Here is a 23,903-nt window from a genome sequence, read left to right as displayed (position 1 = left end):
CCTCGTTGTGGCTCGGCGGCCACGGCGGTGCTTGGCATCTGCCGGGCCGGTGGCCCATAGTGGGGAAAGTCCAGTGAATCGCCGTTCAGCTCCGGCCCGTGGCCGGGACCGCCGATCGGCAAAAGCCCTATGATTTTGAGGAGTTACCCATGTCCGATGCCATCAAGGTCGGCTTTGTCCCGCTGTCATCAGCCGCCCGTGGCATTCTCGTGGTGTTCTGTGACGACGGCCTGAAGCTGGGGCCGGCGACGACCAAGGCGCTGGGCGGCGCTGGCGAACTGGTGAAGCGGGCGGCCTCCGCCGCCGGCTTCAAAGGTAAAAGCGGCGCGGCCCTCGACATCCTGGCGCCGGAGGGGGTGAAGGCCACTCGCCTGGTCGTCATCGGCGCCGGCAAGGCGGCAGGGCTGAAGGCGAACGACTTCCTCAAATTCGGCGGCGTGGCGGCGAGCAAGCTCTCGGCCAGTGCCGCCGCCATGACCATCATCGCCGAACTGCCCAGTGGCGCCATGAGCAGCGAGCAGGCGGTCGGGATCGCCGCGGGCCTGCGCTTACGCGCCTACAAGTTCGACCGCTACAAGACCAAGAAGAAGGAGGGCGAGGAGGGCGGCCTGCGCGCCGACATCTCGCTTGCGGTGGGTGACGTCACCGCCGCGAAGAAGGCGTTTGCCTCGGCCGGCGCTGTCGTCGACGGCGTGATCATCGCGCGCGACCTCGTCAACGAGCCGCCGAACGTGCTTTTCCCCGAGGAATTCGCGCGCCGCGCCAGCCAGCTCCGCAAGCTCGGCGTCAAGGTCGAGGTGCTCGACGTCAAGGCGATGGACAAGCTCGGCATGGGCGCGCTGCTCGGCGTCGGCCAGGGCTCGTCGCGGCCAAGCCGCACCGTGATCATGCGCTGGGACGGCGGCAAGAAGGGCGAGGCGCCGGTCGCCTTCGTCGGCAAGGGTGTCTGCTTCGACACTGGCGGCATCTCGATCAAGCCGGCCGGCAGCATGGAAGACATGAAGGGCGACATGGGGGGGCGGCCTGCGTCGTCGGCCTGATGCACGCGCTCGCAGCGCGCAAGGCCAAGGCCAACGTGGTCGGCGCCATCGGTCTCGTCGAGAACATGCCTGACGGCAATGCGCAGCGGCCGGGCGACATCGTCACCTCGATGTCGGGCCAGACCATCGAGATCATCAACACCGACGCGGAGGGCCGTCTCGTGCTGGCCGACGTGCTCTGGTACGTCGCCAAGAAGACGAAGCCGAAATTCATGGTGGATCTGGCGACGCTGACCGGCGCGATCATGGTCGCGCTCGGCACCGAGCATGCCGGCATGTTCTCCAACAATGACGAGCTCGCCGAACGCCTGCTGACGGCCGGCATCGAGAGCGGCGAGAAGGTCTGGCGCATGCCGCTCAGCCCCGATTACGACAAGCTGATCGATTCCCAGTTCGCCGACATGAAGAACACCGGCGGCCGCCATGGCGGCTCGATCACCGCGGCGCAGTTCCTGCAGCGCTTCGTCGACGGCACGCCCTGGGCGCATCTCGACATCGCCGGCACCGCCATGGGCGCGCCGAAGACCGACATCAACCAGAGCTGGGGCAGCGGCTATGGCGTCCGGCTGCTTGATCGACTGGTCGCAGATCACTACGAGCGCAAATGATCCAAGATGACTGAAGTGCTGTTCTACCATCTGCAAAACATGACGGTGGAGAACGTGTTGCCGCCGCTTCTCGAGAAATCGCTGGAGCGCGGCTGGCGCGTCGTGGTGCAGGCGACCTCGCCGGAGCGCGCCGATGCGCTGGATGCGCATTTATGGACCTATCGCGACGATTCCTTCCTGCCTCACGCGACATGGCGCGTGAGCGACGTCGCCGATCAGCCGATCGTGCTGGCGGTCGAGGAGGACAATCCCAACGGCGCCAATGTCCGCTTCCTGGTCGACGGCGCGGCGCTGCCGCAGGACGCGCCGAGCTATGAGCGCATGGTGCTGCTGTTCAACGGCGACGATCCGGATGCGCTCGCGCTCGCCCGCAGCGCCTGGACGGATTGCAAGGCGCGGGGATTTGATGTCACTTATTGGCAGGCCGACGAACGGGGCCGGTGGCAACGCCGGAATTAGCGTCTTTCGCAATTAATGATAATTTGCACTTTCCGGGCGATGATGGTTTTTGTCACCTTCGTGCCGCAAAGTGATGTTGGTACAATCGCTTAGGGCTGGTCCTTGACGCGGGGAATTTAGTTTATCGTGCGACATCAAAAGCTTCCCAGGTCGCTCATAGTTGCGTTGGTTGCCGTAGCACCGCTGGTTGCGGGCTGCTCCGGCGGGACCGATCTGCTCGCGTCAGCCAAGGACGCGCAATGGTTCAACACGCCGAGCCGCCTGTTCATCAAGAGCATCTCGATCGAATCGCCGCCGCTGACCCCCGACAAGCCGGTGATGGCAGAGGATCTGGTCAGTGCCGACGGGGCCTGTCCCGGCATGACGCCGCCTCCTGGACCTGCCGACGCCAACGCGTCGACCACGGCACCGGTCTCGTACGGCGGCACGGTCGCGCTCGGCCACACCGAATGCGACGTGGTGCGCGGCATCGGCGCGCCCTCCAACGTCAACCTCTCCAGTGATGCCGCCGGCCGCCGCGTCGCCGTCGTGACCTGGACCACCGGCCCGCGCGCGGGCATCTACACCTTCACCTCCGGCCGCCTGTCCTCGATCGAGGGCCCGCCGGAAGCGCCGGTCATGCCGAAGGCGGCGAAGCCGAAAGCGAAGAAGAAGTCGGCGTAAGTGCTTCCGCCCCGGACGCTGCGCAGCACGATAGTGATGAGCTGCGGAGCCGGGGCCCAGTGCTCGTGGTGCGATGGGTCCCGGCTCTGAGCGGACGCGCAAGCGCTGCAGCGTGTCCGGGACACGAGAATGAGCTAACCCGCCGCCTCGTCGAACTGCGTGCTCGCCTTCAGCCACAGCTCCTCCGCGCGCGCCAGCGCGCTCGCCGCGTTGGCGCGCGCCTTCGACAATTGCGCCGCCTGCTTGGGATCTCGCGTAAAAATGTCGGGCAGCGACAGCGCGGTGTCGATCTTGGCGATGATGTCGCTGACGCGGGCGATCTCGCTCTCGGCATCCGCGATGCGCTTCTTCAGCGAGCCGCGATTGTCCGATTTCGGACGTTGCGGCTTCTCAGCTGCGGTGCTGCGCTCGCGCGGGGCGGGTTCGCCGTTGCGCGACGACAGCACCAGGCGGCGGTATTCGTCGAGGTCGCCGTCGTAATTGGTGACGGTGCGGTCGGCGACGATCCAGAGCTGGTCGGCGCAGGCCTCGATCAGATAGCGGTCATGCGAGACCATGATCACGGCGCCGGGGAATTCGTTGATGGCTTCCGCGAGCGCGGCGCGGCTGTCGATGTCGAGATGGTTGGTCGGCTCGTCCAGGATGATCATGTTGGGGCCGAAGAAGGTCGCCAGCCCCAGCAGCAGCCGCGCCTTCTCGCCGCCGGACAGTTTGGCGACCTTGGTGTCGGCCGCCTTGCCGGAGAAGCCGATCGCGCCGGCGCGCGCCCGCACCTTGGCCTCGGGCGCATCGCCCATCAGCTTGCGGACATGGTCGTAGGTCGAGGCGTCCTCGTTCAGCTCATCCAGCTGATGCTGCGCGAAATAGGCGATCGACAGCTTGTCCGCGCGCGTCACCTTGCCGGAGAACGGCGCGAGCCGCCCCGCGAGCAGCTTGACCAGCGTCGACTTGCCGTTGCCGTTGGAGCCGAGAAGGGCGATACGGTCGTCATTGTCGATACGCAAGGTGACACGGTTCAGCACCGGCATTGCCGGATCGTAGCCGACCGAGGCGTTGTCGACGGCGATGATCGGCGGCGACAACAGCTTCTCCGGCGCCGGGAAGGTGATCTCGCGGACGTCCTGGGTCACCAGCGCATTGATCGGCTTGAGGCGCTCCAGCATTTTCACGCGGGATTGAGCCTGGCGCGCCTTCGAGGCTTTGGCCTTGAAGCGGTCGACGAAAGCTTGCAGGCGAGCCCGCTCCGCCTCCTGGCGCTTGACCGCCTTGGCATCGAGCAGTTCGCGCGTGGCGCGCTGCTCCTCGAAGGAGGAGTAGGTGCCCTTGTAGAGCGTGAGCTTGTTGCGCTCCAGATGCAGGATCTGGTCGACCGAGCTCTCCAGCAGGTCGCGGTCATGGCTGATCACGATCACCGTGCGCGGATAATGTGCAAGGTGATCCTCCAGCCACAACGTGCCTTCGAGATCGAGATAGTTGGTGGGCTCGTCGAGCAGCAGCAGGTCTGGCGCCGCGAACAGGGTGGCGGCGAGCGCGACGCGCATGCGCCAGCCGCCGGAGAACTCGGCGCAGGGGCGGAGCTGGTCGGCGGCGGAGAAGCCGAGACCGGACAGGATCGCGGCCGCGCGGCTCGGGGCCGAATGCGCGTCGATATCGACCAGCCGGGTCTGGATCTCCGCGATCCGGTCCGGATCGGTGGCGCTTTCGGATTCGTGAAGCAGTGCGTCGCGTTCGAGATCGGCCTTGAGCACGACGGAGATCAGGCTTTCGGGGCCATTCGGCGCCTCTTGCGCGAGGCTGCCGACGCGCCAGCGCGGCGGCAGGGTCACCGTGCCGTGCTCGGCCGAAAGCTCGCCCCGGATCACCTTGAACAGGGTCGATTTGCCGGTGCCGTTGCGTCCGACCATGCCGACGCGTGATCCGGGCGTGATCTGCACGGAACTCTGGTCAATCAGAAGGCGTCCGGCGAGGCGGATGGAGAGGTCGGTGATAGCAAGCATGCGGCGTTGTCACCGCAGCCGGGGGCAAACGCAACCCGTTTTTCCGTGTGTCCGCCGGCCAGGACGTATCGAGTCAGTGCGAATCGCGGTCGCGCTTCCTCAACTCGTCGAGGAGCTGCTCGAGATGGGTCGGGAGCCGGGGGTCGGGGCGCAGGCGTTGCTGGAGCCGCTCGCCCACGGCATCGCAAATCGAGCGGCTGGTGCGCCGGTCGATCTGTTCGCTGTCATTGGCATAAAGGCTGGGCATCGCCGGGTTCCGTGTTTGCAAGGTAACGACACGGTATCAAGTCATTGGCCCTCAAAATGGTTTCGCATTTGATGGGGATTGCCCGGCTTTCTCGTAAAGATTGCATGACCGCGTCGTATCGGCCCAAATACAAAGCCCCGGCGCAGGGGAACGCCGGGGCTTCGCTTGGAAGGCACCTTGGGGCAAAGGTGCCTTTGGACGGTATTCTCGAAAGGTGCTGTCGGGTTCAGTAGCAGCGGTTGATCATCCGCCAGCGGGGTCCCCAGGGGGTCGGGACCAGCCGGCGCATATAGCAACCGCCATAACCGTAGGAGACGACCGGGCCGCGGCCGTAGAAGCGCGGGCCGCCCCAGCCGTAGCCGTAGCCGTAGCCGTGGCCCCAGCCGCCGCCATGCCAGCCGCCACCATGCCAGTGAGCGGAGGCGGAGGTCGGCGCCAGCGCGGCGCCCAGCGCGAGCGCGGCAACTGCGGCAAGCGAAAGTTTCCTCAACATCGTGATCTCCTCAGAACTGCCGGCGCGGGGCTATCGCGCCGATGGAAAGGCCTTTCGAAACGGTCTGCCTCGGGAGGAGGCTTTGGCTTCGATAGATCCGACCTTACGCCCGCGAGGCTGAACCAAGTCCTGAACGGAGCCTTCAGATTGGGTTCATCTGGGTGAAATCTCGGTAATCCATGCCTAAGTTGGCGGGGCAGCCTGCGGCGAAGCGCCTGTGAGAGCCATTCCCGCGGTCGCTTGCCGTATTGCGGCGGCGCCGATATAAGCCCGGCAACTCCGAACCACTGCTTTCTTCTCAAGGACAAGATTATGGCCATCGAACGCACTTTCTCGATCATCAAGCCCGATGCGACCGCGCGTAACCTGACCGGTGCGGTCAACGCCGTGATCGAAAAGGCGGGCCTGCGGATCGTCGCGCAGAAGCGCATCCGCATGACCAAGGAACAGGCCGAGACCTTCTATGCCGTCCACAAGGCTCGCCCGTTCTTCGGCGAGCTCGTCGAGTTCATGACCTCGGGCCCGGTGGTGGTGCAGGTTCTGGAAGGCGAGGGTGCCGTCGCCAAGTACCGCGACGCGATGGGTGCGACCGATCCGTCCAAGGCGGCCGAGGGCACCATCCGCAAGCTCTACGCAAAGTCGATCGGCGAGAATTCCGCGCACGGCTCGGATGCGCCGGAGACCGCCGCGATCGAGATCGCGCAGTTCTTCTCGGGCAACGAGATCGTCGGCTGATCCGTCAGCCGATAAGTTGATATCGACGGGGCGAAAGGACTGATTGTGAACTGGCTCTGGCAGATCTTCGATCCCGCTACGATCGGGGCGTTCTTCACCCAGTTCCGCAATGAGATGGCCGAACCGACCTTCTGGATCGCGGTCGGCAAGATCATCTGGATCAACATCCTGCTCTCCGGCGACAACGCGCTGGTGATCGCGCTCGCCTGCCGCGGTCTCAAGCCGCGGCACCGGTTGTGGGGCATGATCTTCGGTGCCGGCGCAGCGGTGTTTCTGCGCATCATCTTCACCGGCATCGTCGCGAGCCTGATGGAGCTGCCGTACCTCAAGCTGGTCGGGGGTCTCGCGTTGATCGTGATCGCGGCGAAGCTGCTGGTGCCGGAGAACGAGGAAGAGGACGACGTCGAGTCCGCTTCGCATCTCTGGCAGGCGGTGCAGATCGTCGTCGTCGCCGACATCGTCATGAGTCTCGACAACGTCATCGCGGTCGCGGCCGCGGCCAATGGCAGCGTGCCGCTGCTGGTGCTCGGCCTTGCCATCAGCGTCCCCCTGATCGTCGCCGGTGCCGCGCTGATCATGGCGCTGCTCGCGAAGCTGCCGGTGCTGGTGTGGGCCGGTGCGGCGCTGCTCGGCTGGGTCGCGGGCGAAGTGATCGCGACCGATCCCGGCATCGCGCCGAAGCTGCACACGCTGTTCGAGGGTCCGTTCGGTGCCTCGCTGGACAGCATGCTCGGCGCGTTGCGCATCCCGCCGCAATTCACTCATGGCGGCGCAGGCGGTGAAAATCTCTGCGCAGCGCTCGGCGTCGTCGTGGTGATCGTGGTCGGCTATATCTGGCGCTGGCGCAGTATGAGCCAAGCCGCGGTCGAGGCGTCCGAGCGCCACGCCAAGGCGTCGGCGGAGTGATTTTCTAGCGTCGGACGATCGAGCCCGCGCGGCCGATCAGGCGGGCGAGCTGGCGGAAGCGGCTGCCGACGCGGTCGGCGACGAGGTCGCCGAGCCGATGCTCGAACACCAGCATCAGATTGCGGCCCTGGTTGCGGAAATGCGTTGCCGGCAATACGCCCGGGCGCGCGGCCGAGATCAAGTGCGCGACGCGGAACGCTGCGCCAAGCAGGCGGGCACGTTCGAGCTGGGCCGGCGTCAGCAGCTCCTGCGTCGTCAGCGGCGGCTGGTTTTCCTCGCTCAGGCCCGCATAGCGGTAGAACACGGACAGGCCGACAAAAGCGCGTTCGGTGTGGGTGATTGCGCCGAAATTGCCGTTGACGACGAGGCTCAGCGTCTGCTCGCCGCGATGGTCGGGATGCACGCGCCAGCCGATGTCGGAGAGCAGGCACGCCGCATGGCGCAGCCTGCGGTCCTCGTCGGTCTCGCGCAGCTTCACCACGCGCGCGAGGCGATCGGTCCAGGCGATCAGCTCGCGGGCGTGCTTGGCCGAGCGTGACAGCAACTGGTTCAGCTCTTCCGCCGCGCAGATCAAACCGTCCTTGTTGCGTTCGGTCTCCGTTAGCTTCTCGTGAAGCAGGCCCTCGCGCACGCCGAAGGTCGAGAACACGATGGTTTTCGGTTTCGCCACCCGGATGATGTGCTCGAGCACCAGCGCCGCATAGGTGAGGAGCGGGCGGCGGGCGTCGGCGACCACCTCGATGTCTGCGAGCATGCCGGTGGCCGCAAGGCGGCGCAGACGGCGCGAGAAGTCGAGCGCCTCGGCAGCCGAAATCGAGTAACCGTGCATCACCTGGAGCGGATAGCCGCTCTGGAGAATGTGGATGCGCGCGAGCGCGCGCCAGGTGCCGCCGACGGCGTAGAAGGTGCGGCCGTGGCCCGCGGTGAGCTGCGGCACGTCGTCGAGCTCCTCGTGCACGATGCGGTCGGCGCGCTTGAGCGATTTGTGCGCGAGGTCCTGCAGCGCGAGGCCGCCGAGCGGCAGCGTCACGCCGCTGCGCACGCTGTTCCTGCGCACGTCGATCAGCTCGAGCGAGCCGCCGCCGAGATCGCCGACGATGCCGTCGGGATGATGGATGCCGGAGATGACGCCGAGCGCCGACAGCCGCGCCTCGCGCGGGCCCGACAGAATCTCGATCTTCACGGCGCAGATGCGCTCGGCTTTCGCGATGAAATCAGGGCCATTCGAGGCGTCGCGGCAGGCCGCGGTGGCAATCGCGAACACGCGTCCGACCTGCATCACCCGGCACAGCGCGCGGAAGCGCTTCAGCGAGGTCAGCGCCTTGTCGACGGCATCGGGCGCGAGCAGGCCCGTGCTCTGCACCTCGCGTCCGAGACCGCACAGCGTCTTCTCGTTGAAGATCGGTATGAGGCTTCGCGCCAGCCCCTCGTAGACGACGAGACGGACCGAGTTGGAGCCGATATCGATGACAGCGACGCTCGAGCCGCGCTTGCGCGGCCGCTTCACGTCAGAGATCCCGGATCAGGATTGATGACGTTCATTACGGCGCGTGAGACGGCGCGGCGAGGATTCCTTGAGCGACTTTCCACGGCCAGACAGACTCGGATTTGTCATGAAGTAGTTGTGGACGTTGAAAGGCTCCTCGCCCTTCGCGGCCTTCATACGCGTTGAGGACCCGTCCGGCAACAATTGCCAGCTTTGCTCATTGTCCTTGAGATTCGCGACCATGATCTGTTCGAGAACCTGCTGATGCACCGTGGGATTTTGCAGCGGACACAGCACCTCGACGCGGCGGTCGAGGTTGCGCGGCATCATGTCGGCCGAGGAGATATACACAGCCGCTTTGGCGCCCGGCAGGCCCTGGCCCATGCCGAAGCAGTAGATTCGGCCGTGTTCCAGGAAGCGTCCGATGATCGACTTGACGCGGATGTTCTCCGACAGGCCGGGAATGCCGGGCCGCAGACAACAGATGCCGCGCACCACGAGCTCGACCTGAACGCCAGCCTGCGAGGCCTCGTAGAGCGCGTCGATGATGTCGGGGTCCACCAGCGCATTCATCTTCATCCAGACCGCGCCCGGACGGCCGTGCTTGGCGTGTGCGGTCTCGCCCTGGATGTGTTCGATGATGCGCTTGCGCAAGGTCAGCGGCGACACCGCCATCTTTTCCAGATCGCTCGGCGCGGCATAGCCGGTGATGAAGTTGAACACGCGCGCGGCGTCGCGGCCGATCGTCGGGTCCGAGGTAAAATAGGAGAGGTCGGTGTAGATGCGCGCGGTCACCGGGTGGTAATTCCCGGTGCCGGTGTGGACGTAGGTCGTGAGGCTGCCGCCCTCGCGGCGCACCACCATCGAGAGCTTGGCGTGCGTCTTCAATTCGAGGAAGCCGTAGACGACCTGCACGCCGGCGCGTTCGAGGTCGCGCGCCCAGCGGATGTTGGCCTCTTCGTCGAAGCGCGCCTTCAGCTCGATCAGCGCGGTGACGGATTTGCCGGCTTCGGCAGCCTCCGCGAGTGTGCGCACGATCGGCGAGTTGTTGGAGGTGCGATAGAGCGTCTGCTTGATCGCGACGACGTCAGGGTCGCGCGCGGCCTGCTGCAGGAACTGCACCACCACGTCGAAGGATTCGTAGGGGTGATGGACGACGAGGTCCTTCTGCCGGATCGCGGCAAAGATGTCGCCGCCATGCTCGCGCACACGCTCGGGATGGCGCGGCACGTAAGGGGTGAATTCGAGGTCGGGTCGGTCGAGGCGGGTGAGCTGCGAGAGCTCGTTCATGGCGAGCACGCCGTCGACCAGGAACACCTCGTCGTCGGCGGCCGAGAGCGCGTGCTGGACGAAGTTGCGCAGCTGCTCCGGCATCTTGGCGTCGATCTCAAGCCGGATCACCGAACCGCGGCGGCGGCGCTTGAGCGCGGTCTCGAACAGGCGAACGAGATCTTCGGCCTCTTCCTCGATTTCGAGCTCGGAGTCGCGGAGGATACGGAAGGCGCCCTGGCCCTGAAGGTTGTAGCCGGGGAATAGCCGGTTGATGAACAGGCCGGTCGCCTGTTCCAGCGAGATCAGCCGGACCACCTTGCCTTCGGATGGCAGACGGATGAAGCGGTCGATCTTGCCGGGCATGCGGATCAGCGCGTTCATCTGCCTGCCGTCGGCGGCGCGCGTGAGCTGCAGCGCGATGGTGAAGCCGAGGCTCGGAATGAACGGGAAGGGGTGGGCCGGGTCGATCGCCAGCGGAGTCAGCAGTGGGAACACGTTGTTGAGGAAATAGTCCTCGATCCAGGTCCGCTCCGCCTTGGTGACGTCCTTGCCGTCGACCAGCGCAATGCCGTCGTCGGCGAGCGTGCCGCGCAGGGCGGCCCAGATCGCCTGCTGGTCGGAGGCCAGCTCGGAGACGGTGCGGTTGATCAGCGCCAGCTGCTCGGACGGGGTCAGTCCGTCGGGGGCGCGCTCGGCAATGCCCTCGCGGATCTGAGCCTTGATGCCTGCGACGCGAACCATGAAGAACTCGTCGAGGTTATTCGCTGAAATCGACAGGAACCGCACCCGCTCCAGCACGGGATGGCTGGGATTGACCGATTCCTCGAGGACGCGGCGGTTGAAATGCAGCCAGGACAGCTCGCGATTGATGAATCGTTCGGGGCTCAACGCGATCGCCGGCAGGCTCTCGGTCTCCGTGGCTTTTTCTTTGTTTTCAACAGTTTGCGCGGAGTCCATGAGAAGTCGGTCCATCCAGTTCGCCCCAATTTGCGATCCATGCGCAAAACCGGCGGGAGCATGTGTTAGTCCGATGACGTTTCGATGACATTGATGTTCCGCCGCCGGCCTGCGTCAAGCGGCCATAAGGTTGGACGATCAGGTCAGGTGTCCCGGAGCAGCTCGGCGGCCAGCGCCCTTGTCACGGGGCGGCCGAGCCGCAGGGCCTCGCTGTCGAGCAGTTCCACAGCCCGCCGGGCGGCCGCCGAGGACCGTTCCAGGCGGGTGGCGAGATAGCTGACCACGCTCTCGTCCACGGCGAGCTGGCGATCGGCGCAGAACTTGACGATCAGGCCGCGGAAAAGCTGGTCGTCGGGCGGCAGCAGTGAGATGACAGGCACCGCGCGCAGCCGCGAGCGCAGGTCGCGCAGCTCGATCTGCAGCGATGCCGGCATCTCGCGTCCGGTGAAGAGCACATAGGCGCCGTCCTCGCGGGCAAGGTTCATCAGGTGGAACAGGGCGCGCTCGTCGAACGCTCCGGCCTTGAGATCCTCGACCACCAGCGCGCCGGTGGCGAGCGCGCCTGGGACGGCTTCGGCGGTCAGACCGTCGGCGGTGGTCGAGCGGGCACCGGCGTCCTCGGCCCAGATCGCGGCGAGATGGCTCTTGCCGCTTCCTTCCGGGCCGGCCAGCCACATGATCCGGTTCGGCCATTCGTGCCAGGCATCGACGAGGGCAAGACCGGCGGCGTTGGCCGGGCCTTCGAGGAAATTGTCCCGGCTGAGGCTCTCCGCATGCGGAAGCGAGAACGCCAATTGTCGGGGGTGAACGCGGCCTGCCACGCTTGCTGTGCTCCGTGCCGGCGCGCCGGCTTGGTTTTTAGAGACTGGACGTATCGAGCGGGAGTTGGCCTTTTGCGGGGCCGCCTCCCGGCTCATTTGGCTTCGATCGCTTTACTTGGCGTCGATCGTGCTCATGTGCCGCAACCACTCGACGAGGTACAGCGACACCGAGGACAGCGTGAAGACCGTCACGAGACCCATCAGGATCATATCATAGGGCGCCGCGTTGAATCCGAAGGCGAGGGCGGCCAGCACCAGGGCCGCATAGGCCACCTGGGCTGCGGTGTTGAGCTTCGACACTTTCGAGGGCTTCATCTCGACCGGCTTGTCGAACAGCCAGGAGACGATCACCGCGGTGACGATCATGATGTCGCGAGACACCACCAGGATGACGATCCAGCGCGGGATGTCGCCCCAGATGCCCAGCGCCAGGTAGATCGAGACCAGCAGCGCCTTGTCGGCGAGCGGGTCGAGCAGGGCGCCGAGCTCGCTCGTCATGTTGAAGCGCTTGGCCAGGAACCCGTCGACGGCATCGCTGATGCCGGCGATGAGGAACACGGCGAACGCCACTTCCATTTGGCTCGACACGATGGCCCAGACGATGATCGGGACCAGCATGATGCGGCCCAGGGTAATGATATTCGGAATACTCACACGGCGCTTCCCGGCACCCGGCCTGACCTCGAATCCCGCCTCTTGGTGAGGCTGAACCGGTTGATATCTACATAGTATAGGGCGGGGCGCCATGCGAGCCATTGCGCGTCCCCGGAATTCGACGTAACCAGCCGCAAACCCACTGGAAATCGGGCATGACCGACCGCAAAAACGGCCTCACTTACGCCGATTCAGGCGTCGATATCGATGCGGGCAACCGCCTGGTCGACCTGATCAAGCCGATGGTGCGCGCCACCGCACGGCCCGGCGCCGACGCCGAGATCGGCGGTTTCGGCGGCCTGTTCGACCTCAAGGCGGCCGGATTCAAGGACCCCGTCCTCGTCGCCGCCACCGACGGCGTCGGCACCAAGGTGAAGATCGCGATCGAGACCGGCCTGCATGGCGGGATCGGCATCGACCTCGTCGCCATGAGCGTCAACGACCTTGTGGTGCAGGGCGCCGAGCCGCTGTTCTTCCTGGACTATTTTGCCTGCGGCAAGCTCGACCCGGAGGCGACCGCCTCGATCGTCGCCGGCGTTGCCGAAGGCTGCCGCGAATCCGGCTGCGCGCTGATCGGCGGCGAGACCGCCGAGATGCCCGGCCTCTACAAGGATGGCGACTACGACCTCGGCGGCTTTGCCGTCGGCGCCGCCGAGCGCGGCACGCTGCTGCCGCGCAAGAACATCGCCGCGGGCGATGCCGTGATCGGCCTCGCCTCGTCGGGCGTGCACTCCAACGGCTTCTCGCTGGTGCGCAAGATCGTCGAGCAGTCGGGCCTCGGCTTCGAGGCGCAGGCGCCGTTCGCGCCGGTCATGACGCTCGGCGGCGCGCTGCTGACGCCGACCAGGCTCTATGTCAAATCCTGCCTGCGCGCGATCCGCGAGACCGGCGCGGTGAAGGGGCTCGCCCACATCACCGGCGGCGGCTTCACCGACAACATTCCGCGCGTGCTGCCGAACCATCTCGGCGTCGGCATCGACCTTGCGCGCCTGCCGGTGCTGCCGGTGTTCAAATGGCTGGCCGCGCAGGGCGGCATTGCGGAACTCGAACTGTTGCGCACCTTCAACTGCGGTATCGGCATGATCGCGATCGTCGAGCCGGACAAGGTCGACGAGGTCGTGCGGGTCTTCACCGATGCCGGCGAGACCGTGGCGCAGCTCGGCACCGTGATCCCGGCCGAGGGCGAGCACCGCGTCGTCTATAACGGCCACCTCGATCTGGCGCTGTGATGAAGCGCCGCGTCGCCATCCTGATTTCGGGCCGCGGCTCCAACATGTCCGCCCTGATCAGGGCCGCCGCTGCTGCGGATTTTCCGGCGGAGATCTCGCTCGTCATCTCGAACAAGGCCGATGCGCCCGGGCTCGAACGGGCGAGGGCGGCCGGCGTCAACACGCTGGTGATCGAGAGCAAGCCGTTCGGCAAGGACCGCGCCGGTTTCGAGAAGTTGCTGCAGGCAGCCCTCGACCAGCACGGCATCGAGCTGATTTGTCTGGGCGGCTTCATGCGTCTGTTCACGGCCGAGTTCACCAGAGCCTGGTACGGGCGGATGCTCAACATCCACCCGTCGCTGCTGCCGTCGTTCCCCGGTTTGGACCCGCACGGCCAGGCCCTGCGCGCCGGCGTCAAACTGTCTGGCGCGACAGTGCACTTCGTCATCCCCGAGACCGATGCCGGCCCGATCGTGATGCAGGGCGCGGTCCCCGTCGGCGATCACGACACCGGGGATACGCTGTCGGAGCGCATCCTCGAAGTCGAGCACCGCATCTATCCCGAGGCGCTGCGGCTGCTGGCGACCGGCAAGGTCCGGATCGAGGGCGATGTCTGCAAGACGGCGGGCAGCGCGGCGTCGGAAAATTTTCTGGTTGCGCCGGTGGTCGGCTGAAGGCGCCGTCACGTTTCGCCGCCTCAAACAAAATCCCCCGGCAGAGCCGGGGGCAACGTCATGATCTCTCGTTTGTCAGGCGTGAGAGAAGTCAGGAGACCTTGAGGTTTTCCGCGGAGGCTTTGCCGCGGTTCTCCACGAGGTCGTATTCAACCACCTGGTTTTCGTTGAGGGTCGAGAGTCCGGCCCGTTCGACGGCGGAGATGTGGACGAACACGTCCTTGTCGCTGCCGTTCGGCTTGATGAACCCATAGCCCTTGGTCGGGTTGAACCATTTGACGGTGCCCTTTTGCGGCATCCTCAGTCTCCTCCGCTGGATACAAAAACGACGCGGCCGCTTTTCGCGTGCCACGCCACAAACGGGCTTCCGGAAGTCTGTTCGAGTCTCAATGTCGCGAAACGCACAGCCGAGCGGCCAATTCCGATTGTGTTCAATATTGCAACATGAAAAGCGCGCGTTAGCAAGCCGCGTGCGGATTTCAAGACCGGCTCGGATGTCACCGCGCGCAAATTACGACCTGTGGCCGCGGAACCACAATCAGGGCAATAGCCTCGGCGATGACATGCCCGCAGGTTGACCCTTAGTGGCAGTTCGGCACAAATCGCAGCAGGGTGCCGCAGCATCGTGTTGCATTTTTGCGCGCCGCCATTTTGCTTCGGGATTCATCGTCATGCGCTGCACCTCGCAGCCCTCCGGGACACGGCAGACGACCGGGCTGGACCGCGCCCGCCGGATCATGACGGCTGTCGCGTTCGTCGTGACGATGTGCGCGGCGACACCCGGCTTCGCGCAGAGCCCGACTCCCACGCCGACCCCGACGCCGACAGCATCGCCGACGCCGGTGCCGACCTCGACCAATTACGACCAATCCGCCGGCAACAGCGCGCTCAATCTCGGCTCGAATTTCCTGGAGCGGCTCGGTAACCAGGCCTCTGGCGGCGTCAACCGGGCATTCCGCACCAATCCCGGCGGCGGCGGTGCGTCCGCGACCACGGAAGATCCGCGCTACCGCACCTGGTTCGAAGGCTATGGCATCTCGGTCCGGACCGATGCGCAGGGCGATTTCGTCGGCGACAAGCGCAGGACATTCGGAGGCGTCGCCGGCTTTGGCGCGCGGGTCGCCCCTGGCGTCAATCTCGGCTTCTCCGTCGACCAGAGCCATACCGACATCGACGTGCCGCTGGCGCTCCAGTCGGCAACGCTCGACCTGACGCAACTCGGCTTCAGCGGCTCGGTCGACAAGGGCCCCTGGACCTGGGCGTTCGCGGTGGTGCACGGTTTCGGCAAGGTCCGCTCCAGCCGCGACACCGGCCTTGGCCTTGCGACCGCCGGCTATCGCGCCGCCGTCGACGGCGCGCTGACCGAGATCAGCTATTACTGGACCCGGGACCAGATGCGCATCGTGCCCAAGGGCGCGCTCGAATATGTGCGCGCCACCAGCGCCGCGTTCCAGGAGGCGGGAGGGCTCGATCCGCTCAACGTCGGCTCCACCGCGCTGTCGCGCGCGCGCGTCATGATCGGCGCCGAGATCGGGCGCTATTTCATCTTCGACCGGAAGATTTTGGACCTGTCAGCCTACGGCAAGTTCGTCGACAATTTTTATCAGAATTTGGGATCGGTGCAGGTCAGCCTCGGCACCCAGAACATCGTCGTGCCCGGCATCGGCGAGAGCCGTTACGGCATGGATGCCGGCGCCTCGGCCTCGCTCAGCCTCACCAGCACCGCGCGGCTCTACGTCAATTACGACGGCAAGTTCCGCAACGAGCTGACATCGCACCAGGGCACGGTCGGCTTCGAATATCGGTGGTGAGGCGCGCTCAGATCGGCGTCGCCGCGGCGTATCCCGTCAATCCAAACCCCTCGCGCGCGGCCGTCATCATCGGCACCAGCGCGTTTGGATGGATGAACTCGTCGCGGAAGCAGGGATAGGTCTTGGGGTCGAAGATCTTCTTCAGCCATTCCACCACGATCTTGTGACGCTCGGAGGAGCGGAACTCCTTGTGATAGGTGAGCCAGAGATCGGCGTGATGGCTGACGCCGAGATCGACGGCGACCAGCGGCACGCCGAGCGCGATCGACACGGTCGGCAGGAAGCCGATGCCGGCGCCGCGCTCCACCGCATAGAGCGCGCCGACCGAAGAGTTGGTCTTGATCCCGACGATGCCCTCGAGCGATTTCAGTCCGAGCACGCGGGCATAGGCGCTGTCGTCGACCTGCGGCGCGCTCTGCTTGATGATGCGGTGGTTCTTCAATTCCGCGAGCGTCGCCGGCACGCCGTAGAGGCTCTCGTACTCCTTGGAGACGAAGGGGTAGATGTGGAGGCGGCCGAGCTTGGCGACGATCAGGTCGGGATTGGTCGGCGGCTCGAGCTGGATCGCGATGTCGGATTCCAGTCGCGCGACGTCGGCCTGCTCCATCGCGCAGCGCAGATCGACGGTGATCTTGCGGTAGGTCTTCTGGAAGTCGATCAGCCGCGGCAGGATCCAGAAATTGCCGGGGCCTTCCGTCACCGCGACGCGCACGGTGCCCGACGTGTCGTTCGACGAGCGCGAGGCGCGCCGGAAGACGTTGAAGGCGTGGCGCTCCATGTGCGCGACGTCGGCGATCATCGCGGTGCCTTCGTCGCTGAGCGTCAATCCGCTCTGGTCGCGCAGGAACAGCTTGCAGCCGATGCTTTCCTCGAGCCGGTCGATCCTGCGCATCAGGGTGGTGGAAGTCAGTCCGAGCTCTTCGGCGGCGTTACGAAAACTTTTAAATTTTGCGCATGCTAAAAACAGTTTCAAATCGTCCCATGACGCATTTAGCGCTTCTTCATGGTGCTGCGTCATTGCAGCACCCCGGTGCAATACTTGCTGCATACTCCTGATCTCCAGCCGCTAAGCTTCTCGCCGTAGCGGCACATAAAACCCCCGAACGATAGAGGGACGACATGAGTATGGAAAGGGGCTCGTTTGCCGCAAGGCATGATTTCGACGCCCTGTCGCTGAGCCCGGACGTCGATGTCCGCGTTGCGCAATTTTCCGAAATCGCAGAATTGGCCGGGATGGCGCATCGGCTGGTGCCGGGCGTGCAGATCGGGGCTGCGGAGCTCGAACGCTATTTCGCCTTCGATCCGCAGAGCCTCCTGACCTTCAGCCGGAAGGGCCGTCTGCTCGGCGGGATGGCCTTCCTGTTTCTCAACGATCTCGGTCACGACGCGCTGTTGCTCGACGAGATCTGCCTGACGGCGCCGCAGACGCGCTATCTCGCGTCGGCCGACCAGGACGTCTCCGCAATCTACATCTGGGCGATCGCGGCGACGGGCCGCGGGATCGCCGGTCTCGGCAAGGCCTCGGCGCATCTGCGTCAGATAAGATTTCGCGGCGCCGATTGCTATGCGCAGCCGGCAACGGTGGCCGGACGCGAGATCATGAAGGCGACGGGCTTTGCGCCCATCGCGAGCTTTCAGCCGGACCTGTGGTGTTACGAGCGCCCGTGGCATCGGCGGCCAATGCGCATGCCGGGCGCGATCATCCAAGCAAGGAGCTATGCAGATGCACGGTACTAGGATTCCTCTCGCGAAGCCCGACTCCCGCGCCATCACCGTTCGCCTTGCGCGCGATCCCAGCGATCTCATGCTGGTCACCGCCATTCGCTCCGCGGTCTATCTTGCCGAGCAGGATTGCCCGTTCGACGAGGAGTTCGACGGCAACGACATGGTCGCGGCGCATTTCATCGGTTACATCGGCAACGAGCCCGCGGGCTGCCTGCGGGTGCGCTTCTTCGGCGATTTCGCCAAGGTGGAGCGGCTTGCAGTGCGACACCAGTATCGGCGCTCGCGCATCTCGTTCAAGCTGGTGCAGGCGAGCGTGGACTATGTGAAGCGCAAGGGCTTCCGCAAGATCTACGGCCAGGCGCAGGACCGGCTGGTCGATTTCTGGGCTCATTTCGGCGCCAAGCCGCTCGGCCACAACCGCAAGATCACCTTCTCGGATTTCTCCTACACGGAGATGCTGCTGGAGATCGAGCCGGGGCCGGACGCCATCACGCTGGACAGCGATCCCTACGTGATCATTCGTCCGGAGGGCGATTGGGACCGGCCGGGCGTGCTCGACGCATCGGCGGGGCGGTCGGTGACCTCGCCGCTACGGGACCTCGCACTCGCCGATCGTTGAAACTGGTGCAGCTCTGCGCAAGACCATGCTGGCCTCCATCCATGACGATCCGCCGATCCTGATCTGCGCGGATCTCCAGGTCGAATACCTGACCCCCGGGCGTCGCCACGTCATCCTGGATGGCGAGGCGGCCACGATGCGCTGCCTGGAACTCCTGGCGCTGTGGCGCGCCAATCTCTGGCCGGTGATGCATCTCAAGCGCATCGCCCAGGCGGCCTGGTTCAATCCGGCATCCAGGCTGACCGATTGGATCGCGGAAGCGAAGCCGCAGCCGGGAGAAATGACGTTCGAGCACCCGCTGCCCTCGGCCTACAGCGCGTCGCGGTTCGTGGACTACATGTCCAATATCCGCAGCGTGCGCTGCATTCTGATCGGCTTTTCCCTCGACGAGACCATTCTCGCCACCGCCGTCGACGGGTTTCACCGCAGCCATCGCTACCAGGTGATCGGCGACGCCGTGGCCTGCCGGCAGCCTGTTGCGGGCGATGCGGCTGCGTACAGGGATGCGGTAGTGAATGTCATCGGGAATTTTGCTACAATCCATCCCAGCGCCGAACTGATCAGAACCAGCGGCGCCATCGCGGTGTAAGCGGCCGCGACTGGCAGATGGATGGGGTGGGACATTGTCACGGGGAGAGCAGCTCAGGGAGCTGGCGAGCGATTTGTCGCGTGCCGCCGAGACGGCCCGCCGCGTCGGCCTGCCGACGACGGTCTATCTGCTGTCGATGGCGCTGGTGGAGGTGAAGGAAGCCGCCGCCGCTGCCGACGGGGATGACGACGGCGCGGCTTGAGAGCCGCCGCATGTGCCGGCCATCTGCATGCGGCTTTGTGCATCGCTGCTGAGCGCTTGCTGCTCACGAATTGGCGTTGCAAGTTTTGCCCCGTCGCAATAGCCAAGTGACCTGATAATCACGTGAATGCGCCGGCTGTGCCTGCGACGTGACGACCTGAGGGATGCCCGCAAATGTCCATGCTGCCCAATTCGCAAGAAGCCCGCGATGTGGCCTACCAGCTCCATTCGTACACCAATGCGCGCGCGCACCAGCAGGCTGGTCCGCTGGTGATCGAGCGCGGCGAGGGGCCTTACGTGTTCGATGCGTCGGGCAAGCGCTATTTCGAGGCGATGGCGGGTCTGTGGAGCGTCGGGCTCGGCTTCAACGAGAAGCGGCTGGTCGAGGCCGCGCAGAAGCAGATGCAGGCGCTGCCATTCTATCACACCTTCTCTGCCAAATCGCACGGCCCCTCGATCGATCTCGCCGAGAAGCTGGTGGCGCTGGCGCCTGTGCCGATGAGCAAGGTGTTCTTCACCAATTCCGGCTCGGAGGCGAACGACACTGTCCTCAAGCTGATCGCCTATCGGTCCAACTCGCTCGGCCAGCCGCAGAAAAAGAAGATCATCAGCCGCATGCGCGCCTATCACGGCGTCACCATTGCATCCGCCAGCCTCACGGGCCTGCCGAACAATCATCGCTCGTTCGACCTGCCGCTGCCGAACATCCTGCACACGGGCTCGCCGCATTTCTACAAGGACGGCGCCCCCGGCGAGAGCGAGGAGGCCTTCGCGACGCGGCGGGCCGAGGAGCTCGACGCGCTGATCCAGAAGGAAGGGCCCGAGACGATCGCGGCCTTCTTCGGCGAGCCGGTGATGGGCGCAGGCGGCGTCGTCGTGCCGCCGGCGACCTATTGGGAGAAGATCCAGGCGGTCCTGAAGAAGTACGACATCCTGCTGGTCGCCGACGAGGTGATCTGCGGCTTCGGCCGCACCGGCAAGATGTTCGGCTGCGAGACCTACGGCATCAAGCCGGACGCGATGGTCGTCTCCAAGCAGATCACCTCGAGCTATTTCCCGCTGTCGGCGATCATCATGAACGAGCGCATGTTCGAGCCGATCGCGGACGAGAGCAACAAGATCGGCGTGCTCGGCCACGGCTTCACCGCGGGCGGCCATCCGGTCGGCTCGGCCATCGCCCTCGAAAACCTCAAGATCATCGAGGAACGCGGCCTGGTCGCGCATGCCGCCGAGCTCGGCGGCTATATGCAGGGTCGCTTGCGCGAGCTCACCAGCCATCCGCTGGTCGGTGAAGTGCGCGGCGTCGGCATGATCGCGGCGATCGAACTCGTTCTCGACAAGGGCCGCAAGACGGCAGCGGCGACGCCCGGCGCCGTCGGCGGCATGGCGAGCCGCATGCTCCAGGAGCGCGGCGTGATCTCTCGCAACATGCTGGATGCCATCGCCATCTGCCCGCCGCTGATCGTCACCAAGGCGCAGATCGACGAGCTGATCGTGGCGATCACGGGCGTGCTGAACGACATGAAGGGCGAAGTGGCGAAGCTGACGCCGGCGTAAGGCAGGCTGTTGCGTCAAATTCCGTCATTGCGAGCGCAGCGAAGCAATCCAGAATCCCTCCTCGGAAACAGTCTGGATTGCTTCGTAGCAAGAGCTCCTCGCAATGACGATGTGGAAGCAGCGAGGCCCTAATCCATCACCGTCACCGTGAGGTGGCCGCGAAGCGGCCCTCGAAGGGCGACGGTCCCGATGGTAGCAGCGGGGCCGTTCATCCTTCGAGGCTCCCCGCGCGGTGCTTTGCACCGCACGCCTCGCACCTCAGGATGACGGTTTAACTGCCTCTACCCGCTGAACCCCGATCACGCGGCCTTTCTCGATCGCGAGGGCCAGCTCGCCGCGTTTCAGCTTCAAGGCGGCATCGCCGAACAGTTCGCGGCGCCAGCCGCGCAGCGCCGGCACGTCGGCTTCGTCGTCGGCTGCGATCTCCTCGAGATCGTCGACGGTGGCGATCACCTTGCTGGCGACCGCGTGGCGCTCGGCGGTCATGCGCAGCAGGACCTTAAGGAGCTCGACGATGGCGGCGCCGTTGTTGTTGTTGCGCGGCTTCTCCAGCTTCGGCAGCGTGGCGGGATCGCGCGCCAGCCCGCGCTGGACCGCGGCGACGATGTCCGCGCCCCATTTCGACTTCTCGAAACCTTTCGGCACCGAGCGGAGATTTGCGAGTTTCTCGATCGTGTTCGGGGCGTGGGTCGCGATGTCGCTGACGGCTTCGTCGCGCAGCACGCGGCCGCGCGGCACGTCACGGCTCTGGGCTTCCTGCTCGCGCCAGGCGGCGACCTCCATCAGGACGGCGAGGTCCTTCGGCTTGCGCACGCGCGTCTTGAGCCGCTCCCAGGCCCGCTCGGGGTGGAAGTCGTAGGTCTTGGGCGAGGTCAGGACCTCCATCTCGATCGAGACCCATTCGCTGCGGCGGCGCTTCTTCAAATCGGCATCGAGGGCGGCGAACACGTCGCGCAAGTGAGTGACGTCGGATACAGCGTAATGCATCTGCTCCTTGGTCAGCGGCCGGCGCGACCAGTCGGTGAAGCGATGCGTCTTGTCCGGGCGATGACCGGCGACCTTCTCGACCAGGGCGTCATAGGCGATGCTGTCGCCATAGCCGAGCACCATGGCGGCGACCTGGGTGTCGAACACCGGGTGCGGGATGATGTTGGCCTGGTGCCAGATGATCTCGATGTCCTGCCGGGCGGCGTGGAACACCTTGAGCACGGCCTCGTTCGCCATCAGCTCGAAGAACGGCTTGAGGTCGATGCCCGCGGCCAGGGTGTCGATGACGATGGCTTCCTCGGCGCTGGCCATCTGCACCACGCATAGCAGCGGGTAATAGGTGGTTTCGCGCAGGAACTCGGTATCGACGGTAATGACGGGGTGCTTGCCCAGTCGGCTGCAGGCAGCCGCGAGGTCAGCGGTGGTGGTAATCAAATCCATGAACAGCCCATGACAAGTACATCAGCCGTTCTGCCGAAAGCGCTGTGATGTCAAGGGGCTCTCAGCGAATTCGAGCCTTGCATGGGGCTAGAATCGCCTGATTCCGACGAAATTCCTATTCGTAGCGAACCCGGTTCGAGGATTTGCGGGCGCAAGGCAGCGCCACCACGACCACGCACATGGCGACCAGCGCCAGACCCAGGAACTCGACAACCAGCAGATCCACGGCAAAAATCTCCCCAGAAACATTGCTAGACTTGTCTGGGGTGAATTGAGGGTCTGTTAAGCGTCATGGTTACCGGCAGCGGGGGCGGCCGGATGGTGGACGGGGGGTTAACGGTCGCTGTCGTCCAGACGAATTCGGCGCCCCGCAGGACGGGGCGCCGATGGTCTTTTGCCGTCGTCACAGCCGGCCTTACGGCAGCTTTAGCGACGTCTCCGCGTTGTACGGCTTCAGCGTCTCGTCGGCGGCCTTCTGGGCGGCGACGAGGGCCTCCTTCGGCTGCTTCTTGCCGTTGAGGACCAGCATGACTTCGTCCTCGAGGTTCTTGCGGACCGGGACGGTCTTGTAGGTCGCAAACCAGGGTTTTGCGACGTCGAGCTGCTCGACCGCGGTCTTGGCGTCCGGGTTCTTGTTGAGGAAGTCGACCATGTCAGGCGTCTTGTAGGCGGCCATGTTCGGCGCGAAATAGCCGGTGGCGCGGCTCCACCAGGCGCTCTTCTCGGGCGAGGTCATCCACTTGATCAGCGTCCATGCGGCCTTCTGCTTGTCCGCCTCGACGCCGGCCGGAACGATCAGCGAGGCGCCGCCGATCGGCACGGCGTTGCGGACGTTGCGCGGGATGAAGGCGACCTTGTAGTTGAACTTGGCGTTGTCGCGCACATAGGTCAGCGAGCCCGTCGAGAGCATCATCATCGCGGCATTGCCGGAGATGAAGGAGGTGCTGACGGCAGGGCCGGGCGTGGCGCCGGGGGCGTGGACCTTGTGCTTATAGACGAGGTCGTTCCACCAGGTCAGCGCGCCGAGCATCGAGGGCGTGTCGTAATAGACCTCGCCGCCGAACTCCTCGTTGTAGTAGCGCCCGCCATTGGTCATGGTGAGCGTTTCCATCATCCAGCCGCAATAATCATAGGCGCAGGGGATCGCGATGCCCCATTGCGTGACCTTGTCGCCCTCGCGCTTGGTGAGCTTCTTGGCCCAGTCGGTCAATTCCGCCCAGGTCTGCGGCGGCTTGCTCGGGTCGAGGCCGGCTTCCTTGGCCTTGTCGGCGTTGATGTAGAGCAGCGGCGTCGAATTGTGGAAGGGCACGCCATAGACCGAGCGGTCGATCACCGCGTTGCCCTGCAGCGCCGGGAAGAACTGGCCCAGGAACTTTTCCTTGGTGGTGCCGTCGGCGGCAATCAGGCCATCGAGGTTGGTGAGCTCGTTCTCGATCTGCATGTCGAGCAGGAAGTTCGCCGACATGATCACGGCGGCGGGCGGCTTGCCGGCCTTGATCGAGGCGCGCGTCTTGATCAGCGTGTCATCGTAGGAGCCGGTGTAGACGGCGGTGGCCTTGATCGCCGGATGGGTCTCGTTGAACTCCTTGATCAACGTGCCCATGTCGCGGGCGAGCTTGCCGTCGACGGGCACGGGAAAGAACAGGTCGATCTCGGTCGGACCTTCGGCCATGGCCGGGACGGCGAGGGCGCTGACAATCGAGCCTGCCATGGCAAGGCCAAGCATGAGCCTGCGGGTAAACAGCATCGAGAA

At 65.2% G+C, this 23,903-nt stretch carries 23 protein-coding genes and 1 pseudogene; 13 read left to right on the top strand and 11 right to left on the bottom strand.

The genetic code is table 11. The features are described from left to right. Positions 1-149: 149 nt before the first annotated feature. The 3 genes and pseudogenes from F8237_RS01095 (at position 150) to F8237_RS01085 (ending at position 2,770) form a co-directional block, all read left to right on the top strand. Positions 150-1,648 (top strand): annotated as a pseudogene (locus tag F8237_RS01095) (leucyl aminopeptidase). 6 nt (positions 1,649-1,654) lie between these two features. Then, positions 1,655-2,107, top strand: coding sequence for a DNA polymerase III subunit chi (locus F8237_RS01090; RefSeq protein WP_151642001.1), 453 nt, complete (start codon positions 1,655-1,657; stop codon positions 2,105-2,107). Between the two features lie 165 nt (positions 2,108-2,272). After that, the gene (locus tag F8237_RS01085; protein ID WP_201280173.1) at positions 2,273-2,770 is read left to right on the top strand and encodes a hypothetical protein; all 498 of its coding nucleotides are present in this window, start codon (positions 2,273-2,275) and stop codon (positions 2,768-2,770) included. A 134-nt stretch (positions 2,771-2,904) separates the two neighbouring features. Here F8237_RS01085 and F8237_RS01080 read toward each other — a convergent pair whose 3' ends face one another. From F8237_RS01080 to F8237_RS01075, 3 genes are all read right to left on the bottom strand, one after another. Further along, positions 2,905-4,767, bottom strand: a complete 1,863-nt coding sequence (locus F8237_RS01080; protein ID WP_151641999.1) for an ABC-F family ATP-binding cassette domain-containing protein — start codon at positions 4,765-4,767, stop codon at positions 2,905-2,907. A gap of 73 nt (positions 4,768-4,840) precedes the next feature. Beyond that, positions 4,841-5,014 carry a hypothetical protein gene (locus F8237_RS36205; RefSeq protein WP_167527455.1) on the bottom strand — a complete coding sequence of 58 codons (174 nt, stop codon included), beginning with the start codon at positions 5,012-5,014 and terminating at the stop codon, positions 4,841-4,843. Positions 5,015-5,240: 226 nt separating this feature from the next. Further along, positions 5,241-5,507, bottom strand: a complete 267-nt coding sequence (locus F8237_RS01075) for a sulfur globule protein precursor (protein WP_151641998.1) — start codon at positions 5,505-5,507, stop codon at positions 5,241-5,243. A 312-nt stretch (positions 5,508-5,819) separates the two neighbouring features. Here F8237_RS01075 and ndk point away from each other — a divergent pair, with 312 nt between their 5' ends. Next, positions 5,820-6,242, top strand: a complete 423-nt coding sequence (ndk, locus tag F8237_RS01070) for a nucleoside-diphosphate kinase (RefSeq protein ID WP_008130731.1) — start codon at positions 5,820-5,822, stop codon at positions 6,240-6,242. Between the two features lie 45 nt (positions 6,243-6,287). Next, a complete protein-coding gene (locus F8237_RS01065; protein WP_151641997.1) occupies positions 6,288-7,148 on the top strand; it encodes a TerC family protein in 861 nt (286 codons plus the stop codon). Between the two features lie 4 nt (positions 7,149-7,152). On the opposite strand, the gene ppx is transcribed toward F8237_RS01065, so the two are convergent. From ppx to F8237_RS01045, 4 genes are all read right to left on the bottom strand, one after another. After that, positions 7,153-8,655, bottom strand: coding sequence for an exopolyphosphatase (gene ppx / locus F8237_RS01060; RefSeq protein ID WP_151641996.1), 1,503 nt, complete (start codon positions 8,653-8,655; stop codon positions 7,153-7,155). Between the two features lie 15 nt (positions 8,656-8,670). Then, positions 8,671-10,863 carry an RNA degradosome polyphosphate kinase gene (locus tag F8237_RS01055; protein WP_162006337.1) on the bottom strand — a complete coding sequence of 731 codons (2,193 nt, stop codon included), beginning with the start codon at positions 10,861-10,863 and terminating at the stop codon, positions 8,671-8,673. Positions 10,864-11,006: 143 nt separating this feature from the next. Further along, positions 11,007-11,684 carry a P-loop NTPase family protein gene (locus F8237_RS01050; RefSeq protein WP_151641995.1) on the bottom strand — a complete coding sequence of 226 codons (678 nt, stop codon included), beginning with the start codon at positions 11,682-11,684 and terminating at the stop codon, positions 11,007-11,009. A 111-nt stretch (positions 11,685-11,795) separates the two neighbouring features. After that, the gene (locus tag F8237_RS01045) at positions 11,796-12,338 is read right to left on the bottom strand and encodes a CDP-alcohol phosphatidyltransferase family protein (protein WP_151641994.1); all 543 of its coding nucleotides are present in this window, start codon (positions 12,336-12,338) and stop codon (positions 11,796-11,798) included. A gap of 155 nt (positions 12,339-12,493) precedes the next feature. Here F8237_RS01045 and purM point away from each other — a divergent pair, with 155 nt between their 5' ends. Next, a complete protein-coding gene (gene purM, locus F8237_RS01040) occupies positions 12,494-13,567 on the top strand; it encodes a phosphoribosylformylglycinamidine cyclo-ligase (RefSeq protein WP_151641993.1) in 1,074 nt (357 codons plus the stop codon). Further along, the gene (gene purN, locus F8237_RS01035) at positions 13,567-14,220 is read left to right on the top strand and encodes a phosphoribosylglycinamide formyltransferase (RefSeq protein ID WP_162005828.1); all 654 of its coding nucleotides are present in this window, start codon (positions 13,567-13,569) and stop codon (positions 14,218-14,220) included. The genes purM and purN overlap by 1 nt, the downstream gene beginning before the upstream one ends. A gap of 91 nt (positions 14,221-14,311) precedes the next feature. On the opposite strand, the gene F8237_RS01030 is transcribed toward purN, so the two are convergent. Continuing rightward, positions 14,312-14,518: a cold-shock protein gene (locus tag F8237_RS01030; RefSeq protein ID WP_007591938.1), complete on the bottom strand. Its 207-nt coding sequence runs from the start codon at positions 14,516-14,518 to the stop codon at positions 14,312-14,314. Between the two features lie 373 nt (positions 14,519-14,891). Between F8237_RS01030 and F8237_RS01020 the strand changes: the two genes are divergently transcribed. Further along, positions 14,892-16,031 carry an autotransporter outer membrane beta-barrel domain-containing protein gene (locus F8237_RS01020; RefSeq protein ID WP_151641991.1) on the top strand — a complete coding sequence of 380 codons (1,140 nt, stop codon included), beginning with the start codon at positions 14,892-14,894 and terminating at the stop codon, positions 16,029-16,031. Positions 16,032-16,038: 7 nt separating this feature from the next. Here the strand turns inward: F8237_RS01020 and F8237_RS01015 are convergent, their stop codons facing one another. After that, positions 16,039-17,079, bottom strand: coding sequence for a LysR family transcriptional regulator (locus F8237_RS01015; RefSeq protein ID WP_151641990.1), 1,041 nt, complete (start codon positions 17,077-17,079; stop codon positions 16,039-16,041). Between the two features lie 71 nt (positions 17,080-17,150). On the opposite strand from F8237_RS01015, the gene F8237_RS01010 reads away from it, so the two are divergent. From F8237_RS01010 to F8237_RS00995, 5 genes are all read left to right on the top strand, one after another. Then, positions 17,151-17,768, top strand: a complete 618-nt coding sequence (locus tag F8237_RS01010) for a hypothetical protein (RefSeq protein WP_162005827.1) — start codon at positions 17,151-17,153, stop codon at positions 17,766-17,768. Further along, the gene (locus F8237_RS01005; RefSeq protein ID WP_151641989.1) at positions 17,755-18,375 is read left to right on the top strand and encodes a GNAT family N-acetyltransferase; all 621 of its coding nucleotides are present in this window, start codon (positions 17,755-17,757) and stop codon (positions 18,373-18,375) included. Before F8237_RS01010 ends, F8237_RS01005 begins: the two co-directional genes overlap by 14 nt. Before the next feature lie 25 nt (positions 18,376-18,400). Then, positions 18,401-18,964, top strand: coding sequence for an isochorismatase family protein (locus tag F8237_RS01000; RefSeq protein WP_151641988.1), 564 nt, complete (start codon positions 18,401-18,403; stop codon positions 18,962-18,964). 34 nt (positions 18,965-18,998) lie between these two features. Then, complete coding sequence (locus F8237_RS36200; protein WP_167527454.1) at positions 18,999-19,166, top strand: hypothetical protein; 168 nt, start codon at positions 18,999-19,001, stop codon at positions 19,164-19,166. 173 nt (positions 19,167-19,339) lie between these two features. Then, positions 19,340-20,722 carry an aspartate aminotransferase family protein gene (locus tag F8237_RS00995; RefSeq protein ID WP_151641987.1) on the top strand — a complete coding sequence of 461 codons (1,383 nt, stop codon included), beginning with the start codon at positions 19,340-19,342 and terminating at the stop codon, positions 20,720-20,722. A 258-nt stretch (positions 20,723-20,980) separates the two neighbouring features. Here F8237_RS00995 and rnd read toward each other — a convergent pair whose 3' ends face one another. Both rnd and F8237_RS00985 read right to left on the bottom strand, forming a co-directional pair. After that, entirely contained in the window at positions 20,981-22,150 is a 1,170-nt protein-coding gene (rnd, locus tag F8237_RS00990; RefSeq protein ID WP_151641986.1) for a ribonuclease D, read from the bottom strand. A 415-nt stretch (positions 22,151-22,565) separates the two neighbouring features. Then, positions 22,566-23,897, bottom strand: coding sequence for an ABC transporter substrate-binding protein (locus F8237_RS00985; RefSeq protein ID WP_151641985.1), 1,332 nt, complete (start codon positions 23,895-23,897; stop codon positions 22,566-22,568). Between the last annotated feature and the right edge of the window lie 6 nt (positions 23,898-23,903).

The organism is Bradyrhizobium betae (assembly GCF_008932115.1).
Classification (GTDB): Bacteria; Pseudomonadota; Alphaproteobacteria; order Rhizobiales; family Xanthobacteraceae; genus Bradyrhizobium; species Bradyrhizobium betae.
The sequence above is the reverse complement of the archived record's forward strand: the minus strand, read 5'-3'. Positions and strand labels throughout refer to the sequence as shown.

Coding starts and splice junctions, on each gene's coding strand:
- F8237_RS01015 (WP_151641990.1), bottom strand. CDS start 17,079: ATGCAGCAAGTATTGCACCGGGGTGCTGCAATGACGCAGCACCATGAA.
- F8237_RS01030 (WP_007591938.1), bottom strand. CDS start 14,518: ATGCCGCAAAAGGGCACCGTCAAATGGTTCAACCCGACCAAGGGCTAT.
- F8237_RS01000 (WP_151641988.1), top strand. CDS start 18,401: ATGCTGGCCTCCATCCATGACGATCCGCCGATCCTGATCTGCGCGGAT.
- ndk (WP_008130731.1), top strand. CDS start 5,820: ATGGCCATCGAACGCACTTTCTCGATCATCAAGCCCGATGCGACCGCG.
- F8237_RS36205 (WP_167527455.1), bottom strand. CDS start 5,014: ATGCCCAGCCTTTATGCCAATGACAGCGAACAGATCGACCGGCGCACC.
- F8237_RS01020 (WP_151641991.1), top strand. CDS start 14,892: ATGCGCTGCACCTCGCAGCCCTCCGGGACACGGCAGACGACCGGGCTG.
- F8237_RS00995 (WP_151641987.1), top strand. CDS start 19,340: ATGTCCATGCTGCCCAATTCGCAAGAAGCCCGCGATGTGGCCTACCAG.
- purN (WP_162005828.1), top strand. CDS start 13,567: ATGAAGCGCCGCGTCGCCATCCTGATTTCGGGCCGCGGCTCCAACATG.
- F8237_RS01055 (WP_162006337.1), bottom strand. CDS start 10,863: ATGGACTCCGCGCAAACTGTTGAAAACAAAGAAAAAGCCACGGAGACC.
- purM (WP_151641993.1), top strand. CDS start 12,494: ATGACCGACCGCAAAAACGGCCTCACTTACGCCGATTCAGGCGTCGAT.
- F8237_RS00985 (WP_151641985.1), bottom strand. CDS start 23,897: ATGCTGTTTACCCGCAGGCTCATGCTTGGCCTTGCCATGGCAGGCTCG.
- F8237_RS01075 (WP_151641998.1), bottom strand. CDS start 5,507: ATGTTGAGGAAACTTTCGCTTGCCGCAGTTGCCGCGCTCGCGCTGGGC.
- F8237_RS01010 (WP_162005827.1), top strand. CDS start 17,151: ATGAGTATGGAAAGGGGCTCGTTTGCCGCAAGGCATGATTTCGACGCC.
- F8237_RS01005 (WP_151641989.1), top strand. CDS start 17,755: ATGCACGGTACTAGGATTCCTCTCGCGAAGCCCGACTCCCGCGCCATC.
- rnd (WP_151641986.1), bottom strand. CDS start 22,150: ATGGATTTGATTACCACCACCGCTGACCTCGCGGCTGCCTGCAGCCGA.
- F8237_RS01090 (WP_151642001.1), top strand. CDS start 1,655: ATGACTGAAGTGCTGTTCTACCATCTGCAAAACATGACGGTGGAGAAC.
- F8237_RS01080 (WP_151641999.1), bottom strand. CDS start 4,767: ATGCTTGCTATCACCGACCTCTCCATCCGCCTCGCCGGACGCCTTCTG.